The 17,676-nt window shown below is 65.7% G+C and carries 15 protein-coding genes; 6 read left to right on the top strand and 9 right to left on the bottom strand.

All coding sequences use genetic code 11. The features are described from left to right. Nucleotides 1–13 precede the first annotated feature (13 nt). Nucleotides 14–502 carry a PaaI family thioesterase gene (locus LOC56_RS09240; protein WP_229951978.1) on the top strand — a complete coding sequence of 163 codons (489 nt, stop codon included), beginning with the start codon at nt 14–16 and terminating at the stop codon, nt 500–502. Here the strand turns inward: LOC56_RS09240 and LOC56_RS09245 are convergent. Continuing rightward, nucleotides 499–1,047: a dihydrofolate reductase family protein gene (locus LOC56_RS09245; protein ID WP_229951979.1), complete on the bottom strand. Its 549-nt coding sequence runs from the start codon at nt 1,045–1,047 to the stop codon at nt 499–501. The two genes, LOC56_RS09240 and LOC56_RS09245, sit on opposite strands and share 4 nt — an antisense overlap. Before the next feature lie 172 nt (nt 1,048–1,219). Here LOC56_RS09245 and LOC56_RS09250 point away from each other — a divergent pair, with 172 nt between their 5' ends. After that, nucleotides 1,220–2,305 (top strand): alkene reductase, encoded by a 1,086-nt coding sequence (locus LOC56_RS09250; RefSeq protein WP_331460926.1) that lies wholly within the window; start codon nt 1,220–1,222, stop codon nt 2,303–2,305. Between the two features lie 83 nt (nt 2,306–2,388). Here the strand turns inward: LOC56_RS09250 and LOC56_RS09255 are convergent, their stop codons facing one another. From LOC56_RS09255 to LOC56_RS09270, 4 genes are all read right to left on the bottom strand, one after another. Beyond that, nucleotides 2,389–2,631, bottom strand: a complete 243-nt coding sequence (locus tag LOC56_RS09255) for a hypothetical protein (RefSeq protein WP_231703681.1) — start codon at nt 2,629–2,631, stop codon at nt 2,389–2,391. Then, nucleotides 2,628–3,899 (bottom strand): inorganic phosphate transporter, encoded by a 1,272-nt coding sequence (locus LOC56_RS09260; RefSeq protein ID WP_229951980.1) that lies wholly within the window; start codon nt 3,897–3,899, stop codon nt 2,628–2,630. Before LOC56_RS09260 ends, LOC56_RS09255 begins: the two co-directional genes overlap by 4 nt. Nucleotides 3,900–4,065: 166 nt before the next feature. Further along, nucleotides 4,066–6,072, bottom strand: coding sequence for an MFS transporter (locus LOC56_RS09265; RefSeq protein WP_229951981.1), 2,007 nt, complete (start codon nt 6,070–6,072; stop codon nt 4,066–4,068). Nucleotides 6,073–6,104: 32 nt separating this feature from the next. Continuing rightward, nucleotides 6,105–6,515, bottom strand: coding sequence for an Hsp20/alpha crystallin family protein (locus tag LOC56_RS09270; RefSeq protein WP_229951982.1), 411 nt, complete (start codon nt 6,513–6,515; stop codon nt 6,105–6,107). Between the two features lie 318 nt (nt 6,516–6,833). Between LOC56_RS09270 and LOC56_RS09275 the strand changes: the two genes are divergently transcribed. Genes LOC56_RS09275 through glsA form a run of 3 tightly spaced genes read left to right on the top strand, consistent with a single transcriptional unit; the run spans nt 6,834 to nt 10,806 of the window. Next, complete coding sequence (locus LOC56_RS09275) at nt 6,834–8,213, top strand: glutamate decarboxylase (RefSeq protein WP_229951983.1); 1,380 nt, start codon at nt 6,834–6,836, stop codon at nt 8,211–8,213. Between the two features lie 17 nt (nt 8,214–8,230). Further along, nucleotides 8,231–9,859 (top strand): putative glutamine/gamma-aminobutyrate antiporter GadC, encoded by a 1,629-nt coding sequence (gene gadC / locus LOC56_RS09280; protein ID WP_229951984.1) that lies wholly within the window; start codon nt 8,231–8,233, stop codon nt 9,857–9,859. Continuing rightward, complete coding sequence (gene glsA, locus LOC56_RS09285) at nt 9,856–10,806, top strand: glutaminase A (protein ID WP_229951985.1); 951 nt, start codon at nt 9,856–9,858, stop codon at nt 10,804–10,806. The genes gadC and glsA overlap by 4 nt, the downstream gene beginning before the upstream one ends. Here glsA and LOC56_RS09290 read toward each other — a convergent pair. Genes LOC56_RS09290 through LOC56_RS09300 form a run of 3 tightly spaced genes read right to left on the bottom strand, consistent with a single transcriptional unit; the run spans nt 10,803 to nt 14,338 of the window. After that, nucleotides 10,803–11,558, bottom strand: coding sequence for an IclR family transcriptional regulator domain-containing protein (locus LOC56_RS09290; RefSeq protein ID WP_229951986.1), 756 nt, complete (start codon nt 11,556–11,558; stop codon nt 10,803–10,805). The two genes, glsA and LOC56_RS09290, sit on opposite strands and share 4 nt — an antisense overlap. After that, nucleotides 11,559–13,445 (bottom strand): bifunctional sugar phosphate isomerase/epimerase/4-hydroxyphenylpyruvate dioxygenase family protein, encoded by a 1,887-nt coding sequence (locus tag LOC56_RS09295; protein WP_229951987.1) that lies wholly within the window; start codon nt 13,443–13,445, stop codon nt 11,559–11,561. Between the two features lie 20 nt (nt 13,446–13,465). Continuing rightward, entirely contained in the window at nt 13,466–14,338 is an 873-nt protein-coding gene (locus LOC56_RS09300; protein WP_229951988.1) for a shikimate dehydrogenase, read from the bottom strand. A gap of 237 nt (nt 14,339–14,575) precedes the next feature. Between LOC56_RS09300 and LOC56_RS09305 the strand changes: the two genes are divergently transcribed. After that, entirely contained in the window at nt 14,576–15,922 is a 1,347-nt protein-coding gene (locus LOC56_RS09305) for an MFS transporter (protein ID WP_229951989.1), read from the top strand. Between the two features lie 91 nt (nt 15,923–16,013). Here LOC56_RS09305 and LOC56_RS09310 read toward each other — a convergent pair whose 3' ends face one another. Then, on the bottom strand, nt 16,014–17,672 hold the full coding sequence (locus LOC56_RS09310; RefSeq protein WP_229951990.1) for an ABC1 kinase family protein: 1,659 nt from the start codon (nt 17,670–17,672) through the stop codon (nt 16,014–16,016). Nucleotides 17,673–17,676 lie beyond the last annotated feature (4 nt).

Genomic DNA, 17,676 nt, shown 5'->3' on the forward strand with positions numbered 1-17,676 from the left:
AAGCCTAGTTGCCATGAGCGAGATTTTCACGCCGGGCCCTGCCGGCCATCAGGCGGACACCAACCCTTACAAGCAGGAACTTATCGACGCCGGTGTCCCGGAGGAGATGCATGACTGGCTGTCTGCGCACGGCGTGGGCCCGCTGGTGGTGAAGCTGGGCATCCGTTTCCTCGAGATGTCTGCGGACCGGCTCGTGGCCACCATGCCGGTCGAAGGCAACGAACAGGTGGCAGGCATCCTCCACGGCGGCGCGCACCTGGTCCTGGCCGAGACCCTCGGCTCCTTCGGCGCGGGTATCCATGCCGGCCCCGGGCGTCACGCCGTAGGGATAGAAATCGGTGCCACGCACCACCGTTCCGCGTCCTCCGGGCTGGTTACGGGAACGGCCACCGCCGTGCACCTGGGCAACACCCTCACCACGCATGAAGTGGTCATGACCGACGAGGAGGGCCGCAGGCTGTCCACGGCCCGCATCACGAACATGATCCGCGAGTCCCGCTAGGGCTCTCCGGCTGCGCCTAATCCGTAACAGAGCCGCATGCTGCCGTCGGCGGACCGGCGGGCGCTGAGCAGCAGCGCCGGCCGTTCCGCGGCGAGGGGCAGCAGCGGACGGCCCTGGCCGAGCAGGACCGGATGCACCACCAGGCGCAGTTCGTCCAGCAGTCCGTGATGCAGGTACTGGCCGGCCAGGTCCGCGCCCCGCAGCCACACGTCTGAACCGTTGGCCGAGTCCGCGATGTCCGCCGCGAATTCCCCCACCGGACCGCGGACAAACATGATGTCCGCGCCGGGGACCGCGGGAAACTCGTGGTGTGTGTACACCCAGACGGGCCCGGGCGGACAGTCCCACACGGCGGCGCCGCTCTCCCCTACCTGCCGCTGCAGCCGGGCATAGGTCCCCGCCCCCATTACGACGGCGCCGGCGTTCGCCGGGGATTCGGCCACCCGGAACCGGTCGTTGTCCGCCTTGATGGATTCGCCGCCGGGCACAGTGTCGGCGGTGAATCCGTCAAGGGATATCGAGGCGTAGTAGACGGTCCTCACCATGCCGCCATGGTAGCCAGCCGATGGCCAGACAGGTATGGGCTACGCCACAGTCGACGTCACCCGAGGAATAGGTTCGAGGGGCGCCGGGTTGCCGCCTACGGAACCACACTGCCGCTGTCAGCGCCCCCTACGCGGGCGCAGGTCAGCGGCGACCTATAGGAAGAGTTACTTAGTGAGCCTGTTTTCCCCGATGACCGCCGGCAGCCTTGAACTGTCCAACCGCCTCGTGATGGCGCCGCTGACCCGCCAGCGGGCCGGACGCGAAGGCATCCCGGGCCCGATGATGGTTGAGCACTACAGCCAGCGCGCCTCGCTGGGCCTGATCGTCAGCGAAGGAACGTATCCCAGCCGTGAAGGGCAGGGATTCCCCGGACAGCCAGGGCTCGTGGACCCCGAGCAGCTGGAAGGCTGGCGCAGTGTCACCGACGCCGTGCATAACGCCGGCGGCCGGATCGTCGCGCAGGTCATGCATGCCGGCCGGGTGACCCATCCGAACATCAACGGCGGCGTGGACCTGGTAGCCCCGAGTGCCATCGCCGTGGACGGCATGTCCCACACTTATGACGGCAAGCAGGCCTACACGGTGCCGCGGGCACTGGAAACCGAGGAACTGGCTTCCGTGACTGCGGACTACGTGCGCGGGTCGCGGGCAGCGGTGGACGCCGGGTTCGACGGCGTGGAACTGCACGGCGCCAACGGCTACCTGCTGCACGAATTCCTCTCCCCGGTCGCTAACCAGCGCACGGACAATTACGGCGGAAGCCCCGAAAACCGGGCACGGTTCGTTGCAGAAACCGTGCAGGCAGTGGCAGCGGAGATCGGCGCCGGCCGGGTCGGCCTGCGCATCTCGCCCGAACACAATGTCCAGGGCTGCCTGGAAATGGACCCGGAGGACGTGCTTGCCACCTACGGCGCCCTGCTGGATGCCATCGCCCCGCTCGGCCTCGCCTACCTGAGCATCCTGCACCGTGATCCCGCCGGCGAGCTGGTCCAGGCCCTCCGCAGCCGCTTCGGCGGCAAGGTCCTGCTCAACACCGGCTTCGGTCCACTGACCACCCGCGAGGAAGCCCTGGCCATCATGGACGAGGGGCTCGGCGACGCCGTCGTCGTTGGCCGTCCCGCCATCGCCAACCCGGACCTGGTGCGCCGCTGGCAGGAAGACCTGCCGCTGAACACTCCGGACGCGACGACCTTCTACTCCTTTGGACCCGAGGGCTACACGGATTACCCGTTCTACGAGGCTGCTTCGCAGAACTAGGCACCGCCAACGTAAAAGGCCCGCAGGATCAACTGATCCTGCGGGCCTTTTACGTTGCCGGAAGCGTTGCCGGCGCTGAAGTACTAGCCGTGCAGCGCCGGGACAATCAGGTAAATTCCGAACAGTACGGCTACAGCGCTAAGCGCGAAGCAGGCGAACGCCCCTGCCTTCGCCAGGGCAACGCGGTTGCGCGGGGTGGAGCCGGTCTCCGCATCGAGCGAGACCGCGTACAGGCGAACCCCGAACGAATAGATGCAGACCACGGTCAGCGCGGCGAGGAGCGTGACGCCGAAGACCGTCAGGTAGTCCATCCAGTGGATGTTCATTTGGAACCTTCCTTGACCTTGACCCCGGCAGCGGTGCTTCCGCTCTTACCGGAGTTGCTGTTCTTGCCGGAGTTGCCGTTCCTGCCCTTGCGGTTGTTCTTGCCGCGGCGCTTGATGCGGACCACTTCGCCGGCATTTTCAATGTCGCTCACCGCGTTGTCGTGGTTCACCGGGCTGCGGCGGGACCACAGGAAGATGCCCAGGACGGTGAGGGTTCCGAGGATGGTGATTGCGACTACGCCTGCAGTGCCGATGGACGCGATGAGCGCCGCGATGGCACCCATGGCGGCGGCGGCGGGAAGCGTGAGGAGCCAGCCGGCCCCGACCTTACCTGCGGTGCCCCAGCGGACTTCGGCACCCTTGCGGCCCAGGCCCGAACCGATAACGGAGCCGGAGGCGACCTGTGTGGTGGACAGCGCGAAGCCCAGGTGTGACGACGCCAGGATGGCAGCGGCCGTACTGGTTTCGGCAGCAAAGCCCTGTGCCGGCTTGACCTCGGTCAGGCCGGTTCCCATGGTGCGGATGATGCGCCAGCCACCGGCGTAGGTTCCGGCGGCAATGGCAATGGCACAGGCGGCGACCACCCAGAACTCGGGGCCGGTCCCGGAGGTCTGCAGGCCGCCGGCAACCAGGACAAGGGTGATCACACCCATGGTCTTCTGGGCATCGTTGGTGCCGTGAGCCAGGGCGACAAGGGAGGAGGAGAAGATCTGGGCGTAACGGAAGCCGCCGCGCTTGCGGGGCAGCTTGTTGCCTGAATCGGGATCATGCCGGCGGGTGATCCGGTATGCCAGCTTCGTGGCGAGGTAAGCGACGAACAGGGCGATGCACGGAGCGATCAGCGCCGGCAGGACAACCTTGGACATCAGCACGGAGTAGTCCACAGAACCGAATCCGGCACCGACTATGGCGGCACCGATGAGGCCGCCGAACAGGGCGTGGGAGGAACTGCTCGGCAGTCCCCGCAGCCAGGTGATGAGGTTCCAGATGACTGCACCCATCAGGCCGGCGAAGATCATGACCGGGGTGATCTGGATCCCGCCCTCACCTTCCTTGATGAGTCCGCCGGAGATGGTTTTGGCTACCTCCGTTGAGAGGAAAGCACCTACCAGGTTGAGCACGGCCGCCAGAGCGACGGCGGTTTTTGGCTTGATGGCACCGGTGGCGATGGGGGTAGCCATCGCGTTGGCGGTGTCATGAAAGCCGTTGGTGAAGTCGAAGAATAGTGCTAGCGCGATCACCAGCGCGACCATAAGGGTGAGGTCCACCGCATACCCTAACTAAAGACGAGTGAAAGAATCCGCGCAGCGGGACATCGCTCGGCACACGTTTCGCTGCCGACGCCCGCTTTACGCCAGATTGATCGTATGCGCTCGGACAGGCGGGTACCAAAGCGGCGGATGTGCCCTTGATCTCCCTGATGGGCAGCGCGGGTCAGATCCTCAGGCCGGTGCGGGGCTCCCGCCCTCCGAGCTCGACGTCGATCACGGTGTCCGGTGCGGGCAGGACCACGCTCCGGGTGTGCGTGGTGGAAGCATCCGGTTCAATGATGCTGAGGACATACCCACCGGGTCCGGGCAGGGGCAGTTCGTAGTTGCCTCTGCTGTCCGAGCGTGCCGATGCGGATACCTCTCCACCCGGCCGGACCAGAATTACCAGTGCATCCGCGACTGAACGGCCGGCATGCCGGATTCGTCCGGTGAGGGCCAGTTGCCGGCGGAAGTGGATGTCGTGGTGTACCGCCGCGCCCCGGACGGCCAGCACCTCCGAAACCGGCAGCCAGCGGGCCTGGCTCGCAACCAAGACGTACTGGCCGTCACCGGGGAGCAGGACGGCATAGCCGCCGTCGTGGTCCGCGCGGTCCCAGTCCACCGGCCCGCCCCCGCTGTCCAGCACCGTGACGGTCCCCCGGCCCACGGGCCTGCCGTCCGCGGCGGACAGCAGCCGTCCGCTGACCATGACCTCCCGTTTTTCCTCGGGCTGCGGCTGCCGCTGTCCCGCAACGGCATGCAGGTCCGGATGCGTGGCCTCGTGCCGGCGGGACCGGGGAATGAGACAGGCGACGCCGGTGGCGGCCAGGGCGGCCAGGCCTGCCAAAACGAAGACGGTCCGGAACGCGTCCAATCCGGGGAATGTGCTGCCGCCGGTGGTTATTGTCAGCGAGGCCAGGATAGTGGCCACTGCTGCGCTGCACGTGGAGGTGCCTACGGACCGGAGCAGGGTGTTGAGGCCGTTGGCCGCCGCAGTGTCGGTCAGCGGGACGTTGCTCATGATGATGGTGGGCATGGCGGCCATGGAGATTGCCGTGCCGACCGACACAATCACGGCCCCGGTGATGATTTCCGGAACCGTCTGTACGAAGAGGATGCGTGCCAGATACCCCGCAGCCATAACGGCGCAGCCGGTCACCAGGGTGACCTTGGCTCCGTAGGTATTGGTGATGCGCGCCGAAACCGGGGCAACCGCCACCATGGCCACCCCTGACGGGATCATGGTGAGCCCGGCCGCCAGCACGCTCAGCCCGAACCCGTAGCCGGTTTCCTTCGAGAGCTGCAGCTGCTGCGTCGTGACCAGCATGTTCGCGTACATGGAAAAGCCCACGAGGACGGCCCCGATGTTGGTGAGCAGAACCGGGCGGCGGGCAGAGGTCCGCAGATCCACCAGGGGCTGCCCGTTGCGCAGCTCCGCCGGAAACCACAGTGCGAAGCAGACGGCGGCGGCGGCAAAAAGGCCCAGGACCGGATAACTGGTCCAGCCCCAGACCCCGCCCTTGGTAATGGCCAGCAATACGGCGGTCATGGCCGCCGACAGCAGCACGGCCCCGAGGTAGTCAAACGGCGCCGGACTCCGGACCTTCGACTCCGGGACGAAGACGACGACGGCGGCAATCAGCAACGCGCCGATCACTCCCACCACCCAAAAGGTGCCCCGCCAGCCCAACCGCTCATAGACCAGCCCGGCAAGGGGCAGGCCTAAGGCGCTGCCGATGCCGAAGCTGGCGCTCATCAGCGAAACGGCGCCGGCGATCTTCTTCTGCGGCAGGGCATCGCGGAGGATGCTGATCCCCACCGGTATCACCGCACCGGCGAAACCCTGCAGCCCGCGGCCCACCAGGGCCCACGCGAAAGTTCCGCCGATGGAGGCCGTGAAGGCGCCGGCAACCATCAGGGCCATGGCCACCAACAGCATCCGGCGTTTGCCGTACATGTCCGCCAGCCGGGAAACGATGGGGGTTGCCACCGCCGCGGAGAGCAGCGTTACGGTGACCAGCCAGGACACGTCGTCGGAGGTGACTCCGAAGATCCGGGGGTATTCCGGCAGCAGCGGAACCACTGCTGTTTTTTCGAGCGAGACCACAATCCCGCCGCATCCCAGGGTGGCGACAATCAGCCAGTCCGGGAACTTGCGTGCGCCCTTGCGTGCCTGACGCCGGGCAGTCATGCCGGTCCTTCGGGTTCAGCTCGGCGGGAGCCCTAGCCCCGCGAGATGGGAACCTTGGTTGATGTCGGTCCAACCTCCGGGACCGGCACGCGGATTTCCAGGACGCCGTCGTTGTAGGTGGCCGTGACATTGTCCTGGCTGGCTCCGGAAGGCAGGGCTATCTCACGGGTGAATGACCCGTAGCGGAACTCCGACCGATAGCCGTGCCGTCCCTTGTGCTCCGTTTGCTCCTTCCGCTCCCCCTTGATGTGCAGGACACCGTCGCTGACCGTGACGTCCAGGTCCTGTTCGGGATTGATGTTGGGCAGTTCGGCCCGGATCACCATGGCCGAACCGTCCTGGTATTCCTCGACGGGGAAGGCCGGAACCTCCCAGTCCCCCTCGAAGAATTTGCGGACCTGGTCGGGCAGTTCAAAACGCTCGCGGCGTGCAAGGGAAGCCATGGATATCTCCTTCTCTGTTGCCCGGTCCGGCGGCGCTGGAGCTAGAGCTGCCGGGGCGCTGCGGCGCCGGGCGGAATGAACGGTGCCGCAAGGGTACGTCTGCTGCCCGGCGGTCCTCAATGGAAAACCGGCAAAACCCGGGCCGGGGACAGGGTTTCCCGCCGTTTTGCTTGTGGTCCCGGCGCCCGGCCTCCGAACCCTAGTCATGGATTTTCGGCGCGCGTAGAGTTTTTTCTGCGCGCAGCCCTGTGAGGAACCCACCGCCGTTCACTACGGCTTGATGCCAGTAGGCATACCGTCGATGAGAGGCTGACAAAAATGGCGCAGCATGATCCTGATTCACTTTCCGTCAATCCGCTTTTTGCCCGGCCGGGCGAGGAAACCGCAGCCCCTAAGTTCCGGCTGAATGACAGTGAAATGCTGCCGGAAACGGCATACCAGATTGTCCACGACGAAACCATGCTGGACGGTAACGCCCGGCTGAACCTGGCGACCTTCGTCAGCACCTGGATGGACGACCACGCGAACCGGCTCTACAGCGAGACGTTCGACAAGAACATGATCGACAAGGACGAATACCCGCAGACTGCGCAGATTGAGCAGAACTGCTGGCGGATCCTCGCCGATCTGTGGCATTCACCCTCCCCGGAGAACTCCATCGGCACCTCGACGGTCGGTTCCTCCGAAGCCTGCATGCTGGGCGGATTGGCGTTCAAACGGCTTTGGCAGCATCGGCGCCGCAGCGAGGGAAAACCCACTGATAAGCCGAACCTGGTAATGAGTTCCGCGGTCCAGGTGTGCTGGGAGAAGTTCTGCAACTACTTCGACGTCGAGCCGCGGCTGGTGCCCATCAGTGAAGAGCACAAATGCCTGGACGGCTTCGAGTTGGAGAACTATGTCGATGAAAACACCATCGGCGTCGTCGCCATCATGGGCGTGACCTACACCGGCATGTACGAGCCGGTGAAGCAGATCGCCGCCAAGCTCGACGAGATCCAGTCCTCCACCGGCCTCGACATTCCCATCCACGTGGACGGGGCGTCCGGCGCCATGATCGCCCCGTTCATCCAACAGGATCTGGAGTGGGACTTCCGGCTGGAACGGGTCCACTCGATCAGCACTTCCGGCCATAAATACGGACTGGTCTATCCGGGCCTCGGCTGGGTGGTCTGGCGGGAACGGCAGTGGCTTCCGGAAGACCTGATTTTCTACGTGAGCTACCTCGGCGGCGATATGCCGACCTTTGCCCTTAACTTCTCGCGCCCCGGTGCACAGGTGGTCCTGCAGTTTTACTTGTTCCTGCGCCTGGGCCGCGACGGCTATGCGCGGATCCAGCAGGCCTCGCAGGACGTTGCGCTGCACCTGTCCGGCGCAATCGCCGAGCTGGGCCCCTTCGAACTGTGGAACGACGGCTCCGACATTCCGGTGTTCGCCTGGCGGCTGAAAGATGGATACACGGACAAGTGGAACCTGTATGACCTGGCGGAGCGGCTCCGCACCAGGGGGTGGCTCGTGCCCGCCTATCCCCTGCCGGACAACCTCTCGAACCTGACGGTGGAACGGATTGTGGTCCGCAACGGGCTGAGTATGGACCTGGCAGAGAAACTGCTCGCGGACATCCGACGGGAAACCACGTACCTGGAACAGCTGAGCTCCCCCATGCCCCGCGAGGCGGAGCACCCCGGATTCCATCACTAATCGAAGAGGTGGGCTGAATGAGCGATTCGAAGGCAGCAAATCCGTCCGGATCGGGCCGGCAGCGGGCGAAGTCGAAGCAGAACGCCCAGATCACCATCGGCGCCCTGGCGGTGATGAACATTGTGGCCGTGGTCAGCCTCCGCGGACTTCCGTCGGAGGCCGAGTACGGCCTGAGCTCGATTTTCTACTACGTCCTGGCCGCCGTCGTCTTCCTGATTCCGGTCTCCCTCGTGGCCGCGGAGCTGGCCACCGGATGGCCGGAAACGGGCGGCGTCTTCCGCTGGGTCGGCGAGGCCTTCGGACCGCGGTGGGCGTTCCTGGCCATGTTTATGCTCTTCATCGAAGTCACCATCTGGTTCCCCACCGTGCTGACGTTCGGCGCTGTGTCGCTGGCCTACACCGGGGACAACCAGAACGTTGACGCGCAACTCGCAGGTAACAAGCTCTTCGTCCTCGCAGTGGTCCTGGTGGTCTACTGGCTGGCCACGTTCATTGCCTTCCGCGGTGCGAAAGCCTTCTCCCGGGTGAGCCAGTGGGGCGGCATCATCGGAACCATCATTCCGGCGGCCATCTTGATCGTCCTTGGCTTCTCCTATTTCTTTGCCGGCAACACCCCGCAGATCCAGCTGGGCTGGGGCGAACTCATTCCCGACTTCGGCAACTTCTCCAACGTGGTGCTCGCGGCGTCGATTTTCCTTTTCTACGCCGGCATGGAAATGAACGCGATCCACGTCAAAGAGGTCAAGAACCCCACCCGGGACTACCCGATCGCCGTGCTGACCGCAGCGGCAGGGACGGTCATCATCTTCGTGCTGGGAACCCTGGCCATCGCGTTCGTGGTGCCCCAGGCCGATATCAACCTCACCCAGAGCCTGCTGACCTCCTACAACGACATGTTTGAATGGGCCGGCATTGGCTGGGCTGGACCCATAGTCGCGTTTATGCTGCTGATCGGCGTCCTCGCCGGCGTAGTGACCTGGGTGGCAGGTCCGTCAACGGGCATGCTTGCCGTGGCGAAGGCAGGCTACCTCCCCCGCTTCTGGCAGCACACCAACAAGAACGGAATGGGCACCCACATCCTGTTTTTCCAGGCCTTTATGGTTACGGGCCTGGGACTGACCTACGTAGTGCTGCCCTCGGTTCAGGCCGCCTACCAGATCCTGAGCCAGCTGACGGTGATCCTGTACCTCATTATGTACATGCTGATGTTCGCTGCCGCGATATACCTGCGCTACAGCCAGCCGAACCGTCCGCGGCCCTACCGGGTGCCCGGAGGCGACGTCGGGATGTGGATTATCGGCGGCGTGGGTTTCCTCGGTTCACTGATGGCTTTCGCCTTCAGCTTCATCCCGCCCGACCAGATCTCTGTGGGATCCCCGGAAGTGTACGTGGGCATCCTGGTGGGCGGGGCGGTGGTGATGGTCATCCTGCCGTTCCTTATCTACGCCTTCCGCAAGCCGCACTGGCGGGACCGGACCAGCGAGTTCGTTCCGTTCACGTGGCAGATTGAGCATTCGCATCCCGGGACGGTCACCGAGTCGAGTGTTTCGACTCAGCAGTTGACCAGGGAAGCGGAATCCTCCGGGTCGCCGGTGATGTTCTCGCACGACGACGGCGGCGGGCACGGCGGGAGCTCGGCGGTATGAAACTCGATGATGCCGCAATTGAATCGGCGGTCCGGACGGCGTACGCAGACCACCGAAACGACTCCGGGGGCAAAAACGCCAGCTACATCCCGTACCTGGCGTCCGTGAACCCGGACCTCTTCGGGGTCTGCGCGATGACCGCCGACGGGGCGTTGTTCGAAGCCGGTGACACAGGCTTCGAATTCGCGCTGGAATCCATTTCCAAGGTGTTCTCCATGGCGTGGGCCATGGAACAGGTGGGGCTGGAAACCTTCCAGGAAAAGGTCGGTGCGGATCCCACCGGGGAACCGTTCAACTCGGTGATCTCCGTTGTACTGCACGGTGACACACCGGTTTCACCCTTGGTCAATGCCGGGGCCATGTCCACGGTTTCCCTGATTCCCGGCGACAACGCCGAGGATCGGTGGGAGGCGATCCTGCAGGTCCAGAGCGCATTTGCCGGCCGGAGAATCACGCTGAGTGACGAGGTGAATAACTCCGAGCAGTCCACCAACTTCCATAACCGGGCGATTGCCTGGCTGCTGTACTCGGGCGGCACCATGTATTCGGATCCGATGGAAGCGTGTGATGTGTATACCCGGCAGTGCTCCACCCTCGTCACCGCCCGGGACCTGGCCGCCATGGGAGCCACCATCGCCAATAAGGGAATCAATCCCCTGAGCGGGGACCGGGTGGTGAAGGCCGCCAACATCCCGGCCATGCTGGCCGAGATGACCATGGAAGGGATGTATACCGCCTCCGGTGACTGGGCCTACCGGGTGGGACTGCCGGGAAAGTCCGGCGTGGGCGGGGGCATCCTGGCCATCATGCCCGGCAAGCTGGCGATTGCCGGGTTCGCGCCGCCGCTGGACGAGGTGGGCAACAGTGTCAAGGCCCAGCATGCGGTGGCCCAGGTTGCCGCGGCGCTGGGCCTGAGCATCTACAAGGCCAGCGAATACAGCGACTAGCCCAGGTCCCGGCCTATCCGGTCAGCGGCGGTGCGCAGCGGCGGAAGCACGGTCTCCTCCACGCGTTCGGCGCTGTGCAGCTGCAGCGACACGTTGGCGGCCGCCACAACTGTGCCGTCGCCGCTTCGGACCGGAACGGCCACGCCCCGCAGACCGTCCTCCAGCTCATCAGCCACCCGTGACCAGCCCCTCTCGGCTGTCTCGCGCACGGACTCCCTCAGCTCCTGGATGCTGCGGACGGTGCGCGCGGTGTAAGGCAGCAGTTCCACCGTGCTGAAATAGGCTTCCTGCTCCGCCTCGGGCAGGGACGCCAGCAGCACCCTGCCCATCGAGGTGGCCCAGGCCGGGAACCGGGTCCCGACGTTGACCGCCACCCGCACCAGCCGGGGGGAAGTGATGCGCGAAACATAAACGACGTCGGTCCCGTCCAGGATGCACAGCGACGTCGTCTCACCCAGGTCTGCGGAGAGCTGCTTCAGGTGCGGTTCCGCGGCGTGCGGCAGGGCGAGATGCGCCAGGAACGAGGACCCGATGTCCAGGGTCCTCGGCGCCAGGCGGAAGGTGGTTCCGTCAAAGCCCAGGTAGCCCAGGTCCCGGAGGGTGAGCAGGAAACGGCGCGACGCAGCCCGGCTGATGCCTGCGGCCGCGGCCGCGGAGCTGACCGTATGTTCGGGCACGTTCAGCGTGAAGGCGCCCAGCACGGCGAAGGCCTTCTCCACTGATTTCACGTAATAGCCGTCTGCGCCCTCCACTTACCCCGCCTTCCGTTTCGGTTCCCCCCGGGACGCCAGGTACTGGGAGGCCAGCCGGACGGGTGCGTTGGGTGCACCGTAACCTTCATACCCGCCGCGCCGTTCCACCACTTCGAAGAACACGTTGCCCACCGTGCCCGTGTAAAAGTGCAGGAATTCGCCGTCGCCGTCACGGTCATAAAGGAGGTTCAGGTCCTGCAGTTCCGCCAGGAAGCCCGGATTCAGCCGGAAGCGGGCTGCCAGGTCCTCATAGTAATTGGCAGGAACCGGCAGGAACTGCAGGCCCCTTTCGGCGGCCTGACGGGCCGTGGCGACCAGGTCGGTGGAGGTGAAAGCCACATGCTGGGGGTATTCCCCGCCGCCGGGCCCGGACTCCACGATCAACGGGGCAATGTTCAACGCCAACCGCACCCCGCCGTCGGCGCTGCGCATTACCTGGCTGCGGACCAGCCCCATGGGGCTGGGGACCTCCTGCGAGGCGATAGGGGTCAGGGAAAGCGTGGACTCGTAGAAGAGCACCGCTTCGTCGAAGTGCTGCCAGGGCTGGGACAGGTTGATGTGGTCAATGGCCGAAATCAGCGGCTGTGCCGGCTGCCCGGCGCTTCCCCCGGGCCCCTCCTGCACCGCGGGGCCGAACTCGTCCGCCCACGCGGCAGTGCCGTCGGCAGTGGCTTCGCAGAGGAAGACCTCCGTGGAGTCCGGGGCAAACACGGCCTGCAGGACCTGCTCGTCCGCCTGGCTGCGCCGGCTAACCGGCCGGGCCCGCAGCTGCACGGCGCGGGAGGCCGCGGCCTGCGGGTCCTGCACGTCCAGGCCCAGTGCCGAGATGCCCGGTTCCATGCCGCCGGCCTGCTGGCCGTTGATGATCACCCGGGCCGCGCCGGAGGTCCACAGCTGCACGGGTTTGGTCCGGTGCCCGCCGGCGAAGCTGAAGCCCAGCTGATACAGGAGCGCGGAGACGGCGTCCGGGTTCCCGGCCTTGACCTCGGCGAAGTTGAACCCGGTAGGCTCGGCCACGCTCGGCAGGGTCGCGAGGGACATCGGATAGTGCGTGCCGCCGTCGTGCTCTTTGAGGTACGACGCCGTACGTTCCTCCAACCAGATCAGGGACCGCATTGCGTCCACCGCCGTGCGGTCCTCGGCCGTCTGCCGGAACACGTCGTTGAAGATCTCCAGGGAGACGGGACCGTTGTAGCCGCTGCGGACCAAGTGGGCCATGAACCGCACCAGGTCGAACGCGCCCTCGCCGGGAAAGACCCGGTAATGCCGGCTCCAGGAGAGGACGTCCAGGGACAGTTCCGGCGCGTCGGCGAGTTGGACGAAGAAGATCTTCTCCGCCGGGATTTTTTCGATCGCGGCCGGGTCCCATCCGCGGGAGAGGATATGGAAGCTGTCCAGGCAGGTGCCGATCTGCGGGTGGTCGGCCAGGTCCACTATGCGCTGGGCATGCTCGAAGTCATTCACGTAGCGCCCCCAGGCCAGTGCTTCGTAGGCAACCTTCACCCCGTAACCGGCCGCCAGTTCACCCAGCCGGCGCAGCTGGTCCGCCGCCGCGGCGTCATCGTCGATGGTGGCAGTGCCCACGTTGCTGCACAGGAGCATGGTTTTGATGCCCAAGCGGTTCATCAGTTCGAACTTTGCCCGGGCCCGGTCCAGGTTGGCTTCCAGCACGGGTGCTTCGACGCCTTCGAAGTCGCGGAACGGCTGGTACAGGTCCAGGGCCAGGCCCAGGGTGTCCGCCAGCGCGCGGATCTGCTCCGGGCTGGACGGGGACACCAGGAGGTCCGGTTCGAAGATTTCGATGCCGTCGAAACCTGCATCGGCGCAGGCACGCATTTTTTCTTCGAGCGTCCCGCTCAGGCAGACGGTGGCAATTGACGTGCGCATGGTGCTCCGGTCCCCGGCCCTCAGCGGCCCTGGCTAATCAGTTCGTGGAAGTGGGTGAGCATCCGCGCCGCGTCGGGCCGGATGCCGGTAATCAGTTCAAAGGCGTCCACGGCCTGGCCCACGGCCATCCGGCCGCCGTCCAGCACACTGCAGCCCCGCGCCTGCGCGCCGCGGATCAGTTCCGTTTCCACCGGGCGGTAGACGACGTCGGCCACCCACTGGGAGGAGCTGAGCAGGTCCAGGTCGACGGCGAGGCCGGGATGGGAGTGCATCCCCACCGGTGTGGCATGGACCAGGCCGTCGGCTCCGGGCAGGACGGTTGGAAGGTCTGCCGGCGTACCGGAGATGATCTGCCGGTCCGGGAAGAGCCCGGACAGTGCTGCGGCGCGTTCCGCAGCGCGCAGGGGGTCCAGGTCCAGCAGGGTCAGCCGTCCGGTGCCCGCCTTGAGCAGGGCATAGGCCACGGCCGCTCCTGCCCCGCCCACGCCGAGCTGGACCACCGCGTCCAGCTTGGCGTCCGGCAATCCGCCGGCCAGTGCTCCGCCGAACCCGGAGAAATCGGTGTTGTGCCCGATGAACCTGCCGTCGCGGATCAGGACGGTGTTGACTGCGCCCAGCCGCGCGGCGTCGTCGGACACTTCATCGAGTTCGGCCAGGACCAACTGCTTGCAGGGATGCGTCACATTGAAGGCGTTGAAGCCCAGGTCCCGGCCGGCGCGCAGCAGCGCTCCGACGTCGGTGCCCGGACGGCCCAGTTGAGTGAGGTCAATCGGCCGGTAAATATACCGCAGCCCCTGATGATCGGCCTCCCTTTCATGCATGGGCGGGGTGAGGGAAGCGGTGATGCCTTCCCCGATCAACCCGACAACGAATGATTCCTCGGTGCCGCTCATGGCGCTGTTCCTTCCGGTGCCTAAGTGTGGGCGGTGGTGCCCTTTCGACCACGCAGGACTCATATGCGTCGCTGCTTGCCGGACCCTTAACTGTGGGCTACATTACTTCAAGCGTACGGAGAATGCACACAAGTGCGCATTCCGCACAAGTCGATGCCGTACACAAACGCCGCACAATCCAATACCCCTCACCTCACCCGCACCCCCCCAACCTCAGCCCACGTCAGGAGAGATGCAATGGACGCATCCGCCCCCGCTGGACCAGCAACGGGCAAGACCCCGCGCAAGGCCGCCACTGCCAGCTTTATGGGCAGTGCCGTCGAGTACTACGACTTCTTTATCTTCGGTTCCGCTGCCGCGCTGATCTTCCCGCGCGTGTTCTTCCCGGACGCCGACACCCAGGCCAGCGTTATGTCGCTTGCCACCTTCGGTTTCGCCTATATTGCCCGTCCGGTCGGCGCCGTCATCCTCGGACACTTCGGTGACCGGGTGGGCCGGCAGAAGGTCCTGATGTTCACCCTCCTGCTGATGGGCGGGTCCACCTTCCTGATCGGCTGCCTGCCGGACTTCAACACGATCGGCTGGTGGGCTCCGGTCCTGCTGGTCTTCTGCCGCCTGATGCAGGGACTTTCCGCCGCCGGCGAGCAGGCCGGTGCCAGTTCCATGACCCTGGAACACGCCCCGGACAACCGCCGCTCGTTCTTCACGTCCTGGACCCTGACCGGTACCCAGGGCGGGCAGATCCTTGCCGCACTGGTGTTCATTCCCGTCGTTGCCCTGCCGGACGACATCAAATACGGCATCGGCTGGCGTATTCCGTTCTGGCTCAGTGCCGTGGTTGTCCTCGTCACCTTCTTCATCCGCCGCTCGCTGCACGAAACCCCCACCTTCACCGAGGCCAAGGAACGCAACGAGATCGTGAAGCTGCCGGTGGGCGTCCTGCTGAAGGACCACTGGCGCGACGTACTGCGGGTCATCTGCTGCGCCTTTATCGCGGCGGTTTCCACCGTCTACGGAACGCTGGCCATCAAGTACGGCACCGAGGTGGGCAACGTGGACGCAAACATTACGCTCTGGCTCGTGGTCGCCGGCAACGTCTTCGCGCTGTTCACGCAGCCGCTGTTCGGGCGACTGGCCGACCGGATCGGGCGTCGTCCGGTCTTCGTTTACGGCGCGGTATCCAGCGCGGTGATCATGCCGTTCTACCTGCTGTCCATGGAGTCCGGTAACACCCTGCTGCAGTTCGCCCTCTCCGTGGCCGTCTTCTCCTGCGGCTACGCGGCCGCGAACGCCGTCTGGCCGTCCTTTTACGGAGAGATGTTCAGCGCCAAGGTCCGCTTCTCGGGCCTCGCCATCGGCACGCAGCTCGGCTTCCTGATGGCCGGTTTCGCACCGTCCATCGTTGCTGCCATCGGCGGACTGGAACCCGGCGGATGGGTGGTGACCAGCATGTTCACCGGCACCATCTGCGCCATCGCAGCGATTTCCGCCCTCACCGCCAAGGAGACCGCGCACACCCCGACGGCGGAACTGGGTCTGCACCTGGACAAGCCTGCCGCCCCGGTGCGTCCGGCCACTGCATAAGAGGCAGCATCCGCATTACCCGCAGGGCCGGGGTGGGAACTTTTCCCGCCCCGGCCCTGCGTCGTATGCCGCGGTGTCACATACTGCGGTGTCACATGCCGCGCAGCCGGGCCCGGCGCGACGTCCAGGCGATGTATCCGCCCAGTGCCCCGGTCGATGCGAGCCCGGCACTCATCAGCGGGGCCTGCCACGATTTCCAGCGGGACGAATCACCCAGCGTCAGCTCCCCCACACCACGGATAAACGCCGATGCAAAGATTGCCGCCACCAGCCGGTTGCCCACGCGCTCCAGCCGCATCACCAGCGGCAGCAGTTCCTCGCCGCGGAGGTGGACCTCCACTCCCTCGATTTCCAGGGTGCTGAGCAGCCGGCGCGCCTGGTCCGGCAGTTCAGCACCCAGCTCCAGGACCTCGGTTCCGGCACGGCCGAGCCTGCGGGCGTAGTTCACCGGGTTCAGCTGGTGCACCGCCATCCTGCGGGCATAGGGTCCCAGGGTGGGGCCCAGCCGGAACTGGGGATCCAATACCTCGCCCATTCCCTCGGTCATGATCAGCATCCTCAGCAGCAGCGCCATTTCCCGCGGCAGCTGGATGTGGTGCGTGCGCAGGATGCCGAGCCCGGTGGTGATGATGGTTCCCACCGGTGCCGAAGCCAGGTCCTTGCCCGAATACAGGCGGATCAGCGGACCAAGGTCCATCCTCAGCTTCACCCGGTTCACCCGCATCCCTGAGGCGTTGATCCGAACCAGCGCATTGGTGATCCGCTCGGGATCCTTGCGCACGATGCCGATGAACAGGGCTGACAGCTGGCTGCGCAGCTTCTCGTCAACCTCGCCCACCATCCCGAAGTCGATCAGCCCCACCCGGCCGCCGGGCTCCACGAAAAGGTTTCCCGGGTGCGGGTCCGCATGGAAAAACCCGTCGTCGAAGACCATCTTCATTTCAACGCGTGCCGCGGACACCGCCAGCGCCGGACGGTCGATCCCGGCGGCGTCGAGCGCGGCAACGTCCGTGACCTTCATTCCCCGGATCCGGTCCATCGTGAGGACCCGGGAGGTGCTGTGGTCCCAGTAGACGGCGGGAATGGTGATCGCGGCGTCGTCTTGGAAGTTGGCCTGGAACCGGTCCGCATTGCGGCCTTCCTGGAGATAGTCCAGTTCCGAGCGGAGGGTGGAGGCGAACTCGTCCATCAGCCCGGTGAGGTCGTAGTCGCGGGCGGCTTCCCAGCGCTTGCCGGCCGCATTGGCCAGGTTCTGCAGGATTTCCAGGTCCTGCTCCACCTGCGCGGCGATGCCGGGCCGGCGTACCTTGACCACCACCTCGGTGCCGTCTTTGAGGACGGCGGCGTAGACCTGCCCGATCGAGGCGCTTGCCATGACCGTGGTGTCGAAGGACCGGAAGACCTCCAGCGGGTCTCCGCCCAGTTCCTGCCGTAGCTCGTCGGCGATCTGCGGCCACGGGACCGCTTCGGCGTCATCCTGCAGCTTCGCCAGCTCCCGCTGGTACTCCGGGGGCAGCAGGTCCGGGCGGGTGGAGAGCAGCTGGCCCATTTTCACATACGTGGGGCCCAGCTCCTCCAGGGCCGTACGCAGGTACTCCGGACGGGTGCGGGGCTTCGCTCCCGGCTCGGCCGCCTGCTGGCGGCGGAACGGCAGCCTGCCCTCCAGGCCGAGGGCGGACACCAGGAAGCCGAGGCCGTTGCGGGAGAGGATTTCGGCGATCTGCCGGTAACGGTCCAGCTGGCTGATCATTGGT

The organism is Arthrobacter sp. zg-Y179 (genome assembly GCF_020907345.1).
Lineage (GTDB): Bacteria > Actinomycetota > Actinomycetes > Actinomycetales > Micrococcaceae > Arthrobacter_B > Arthrobacter_B jinronghuae.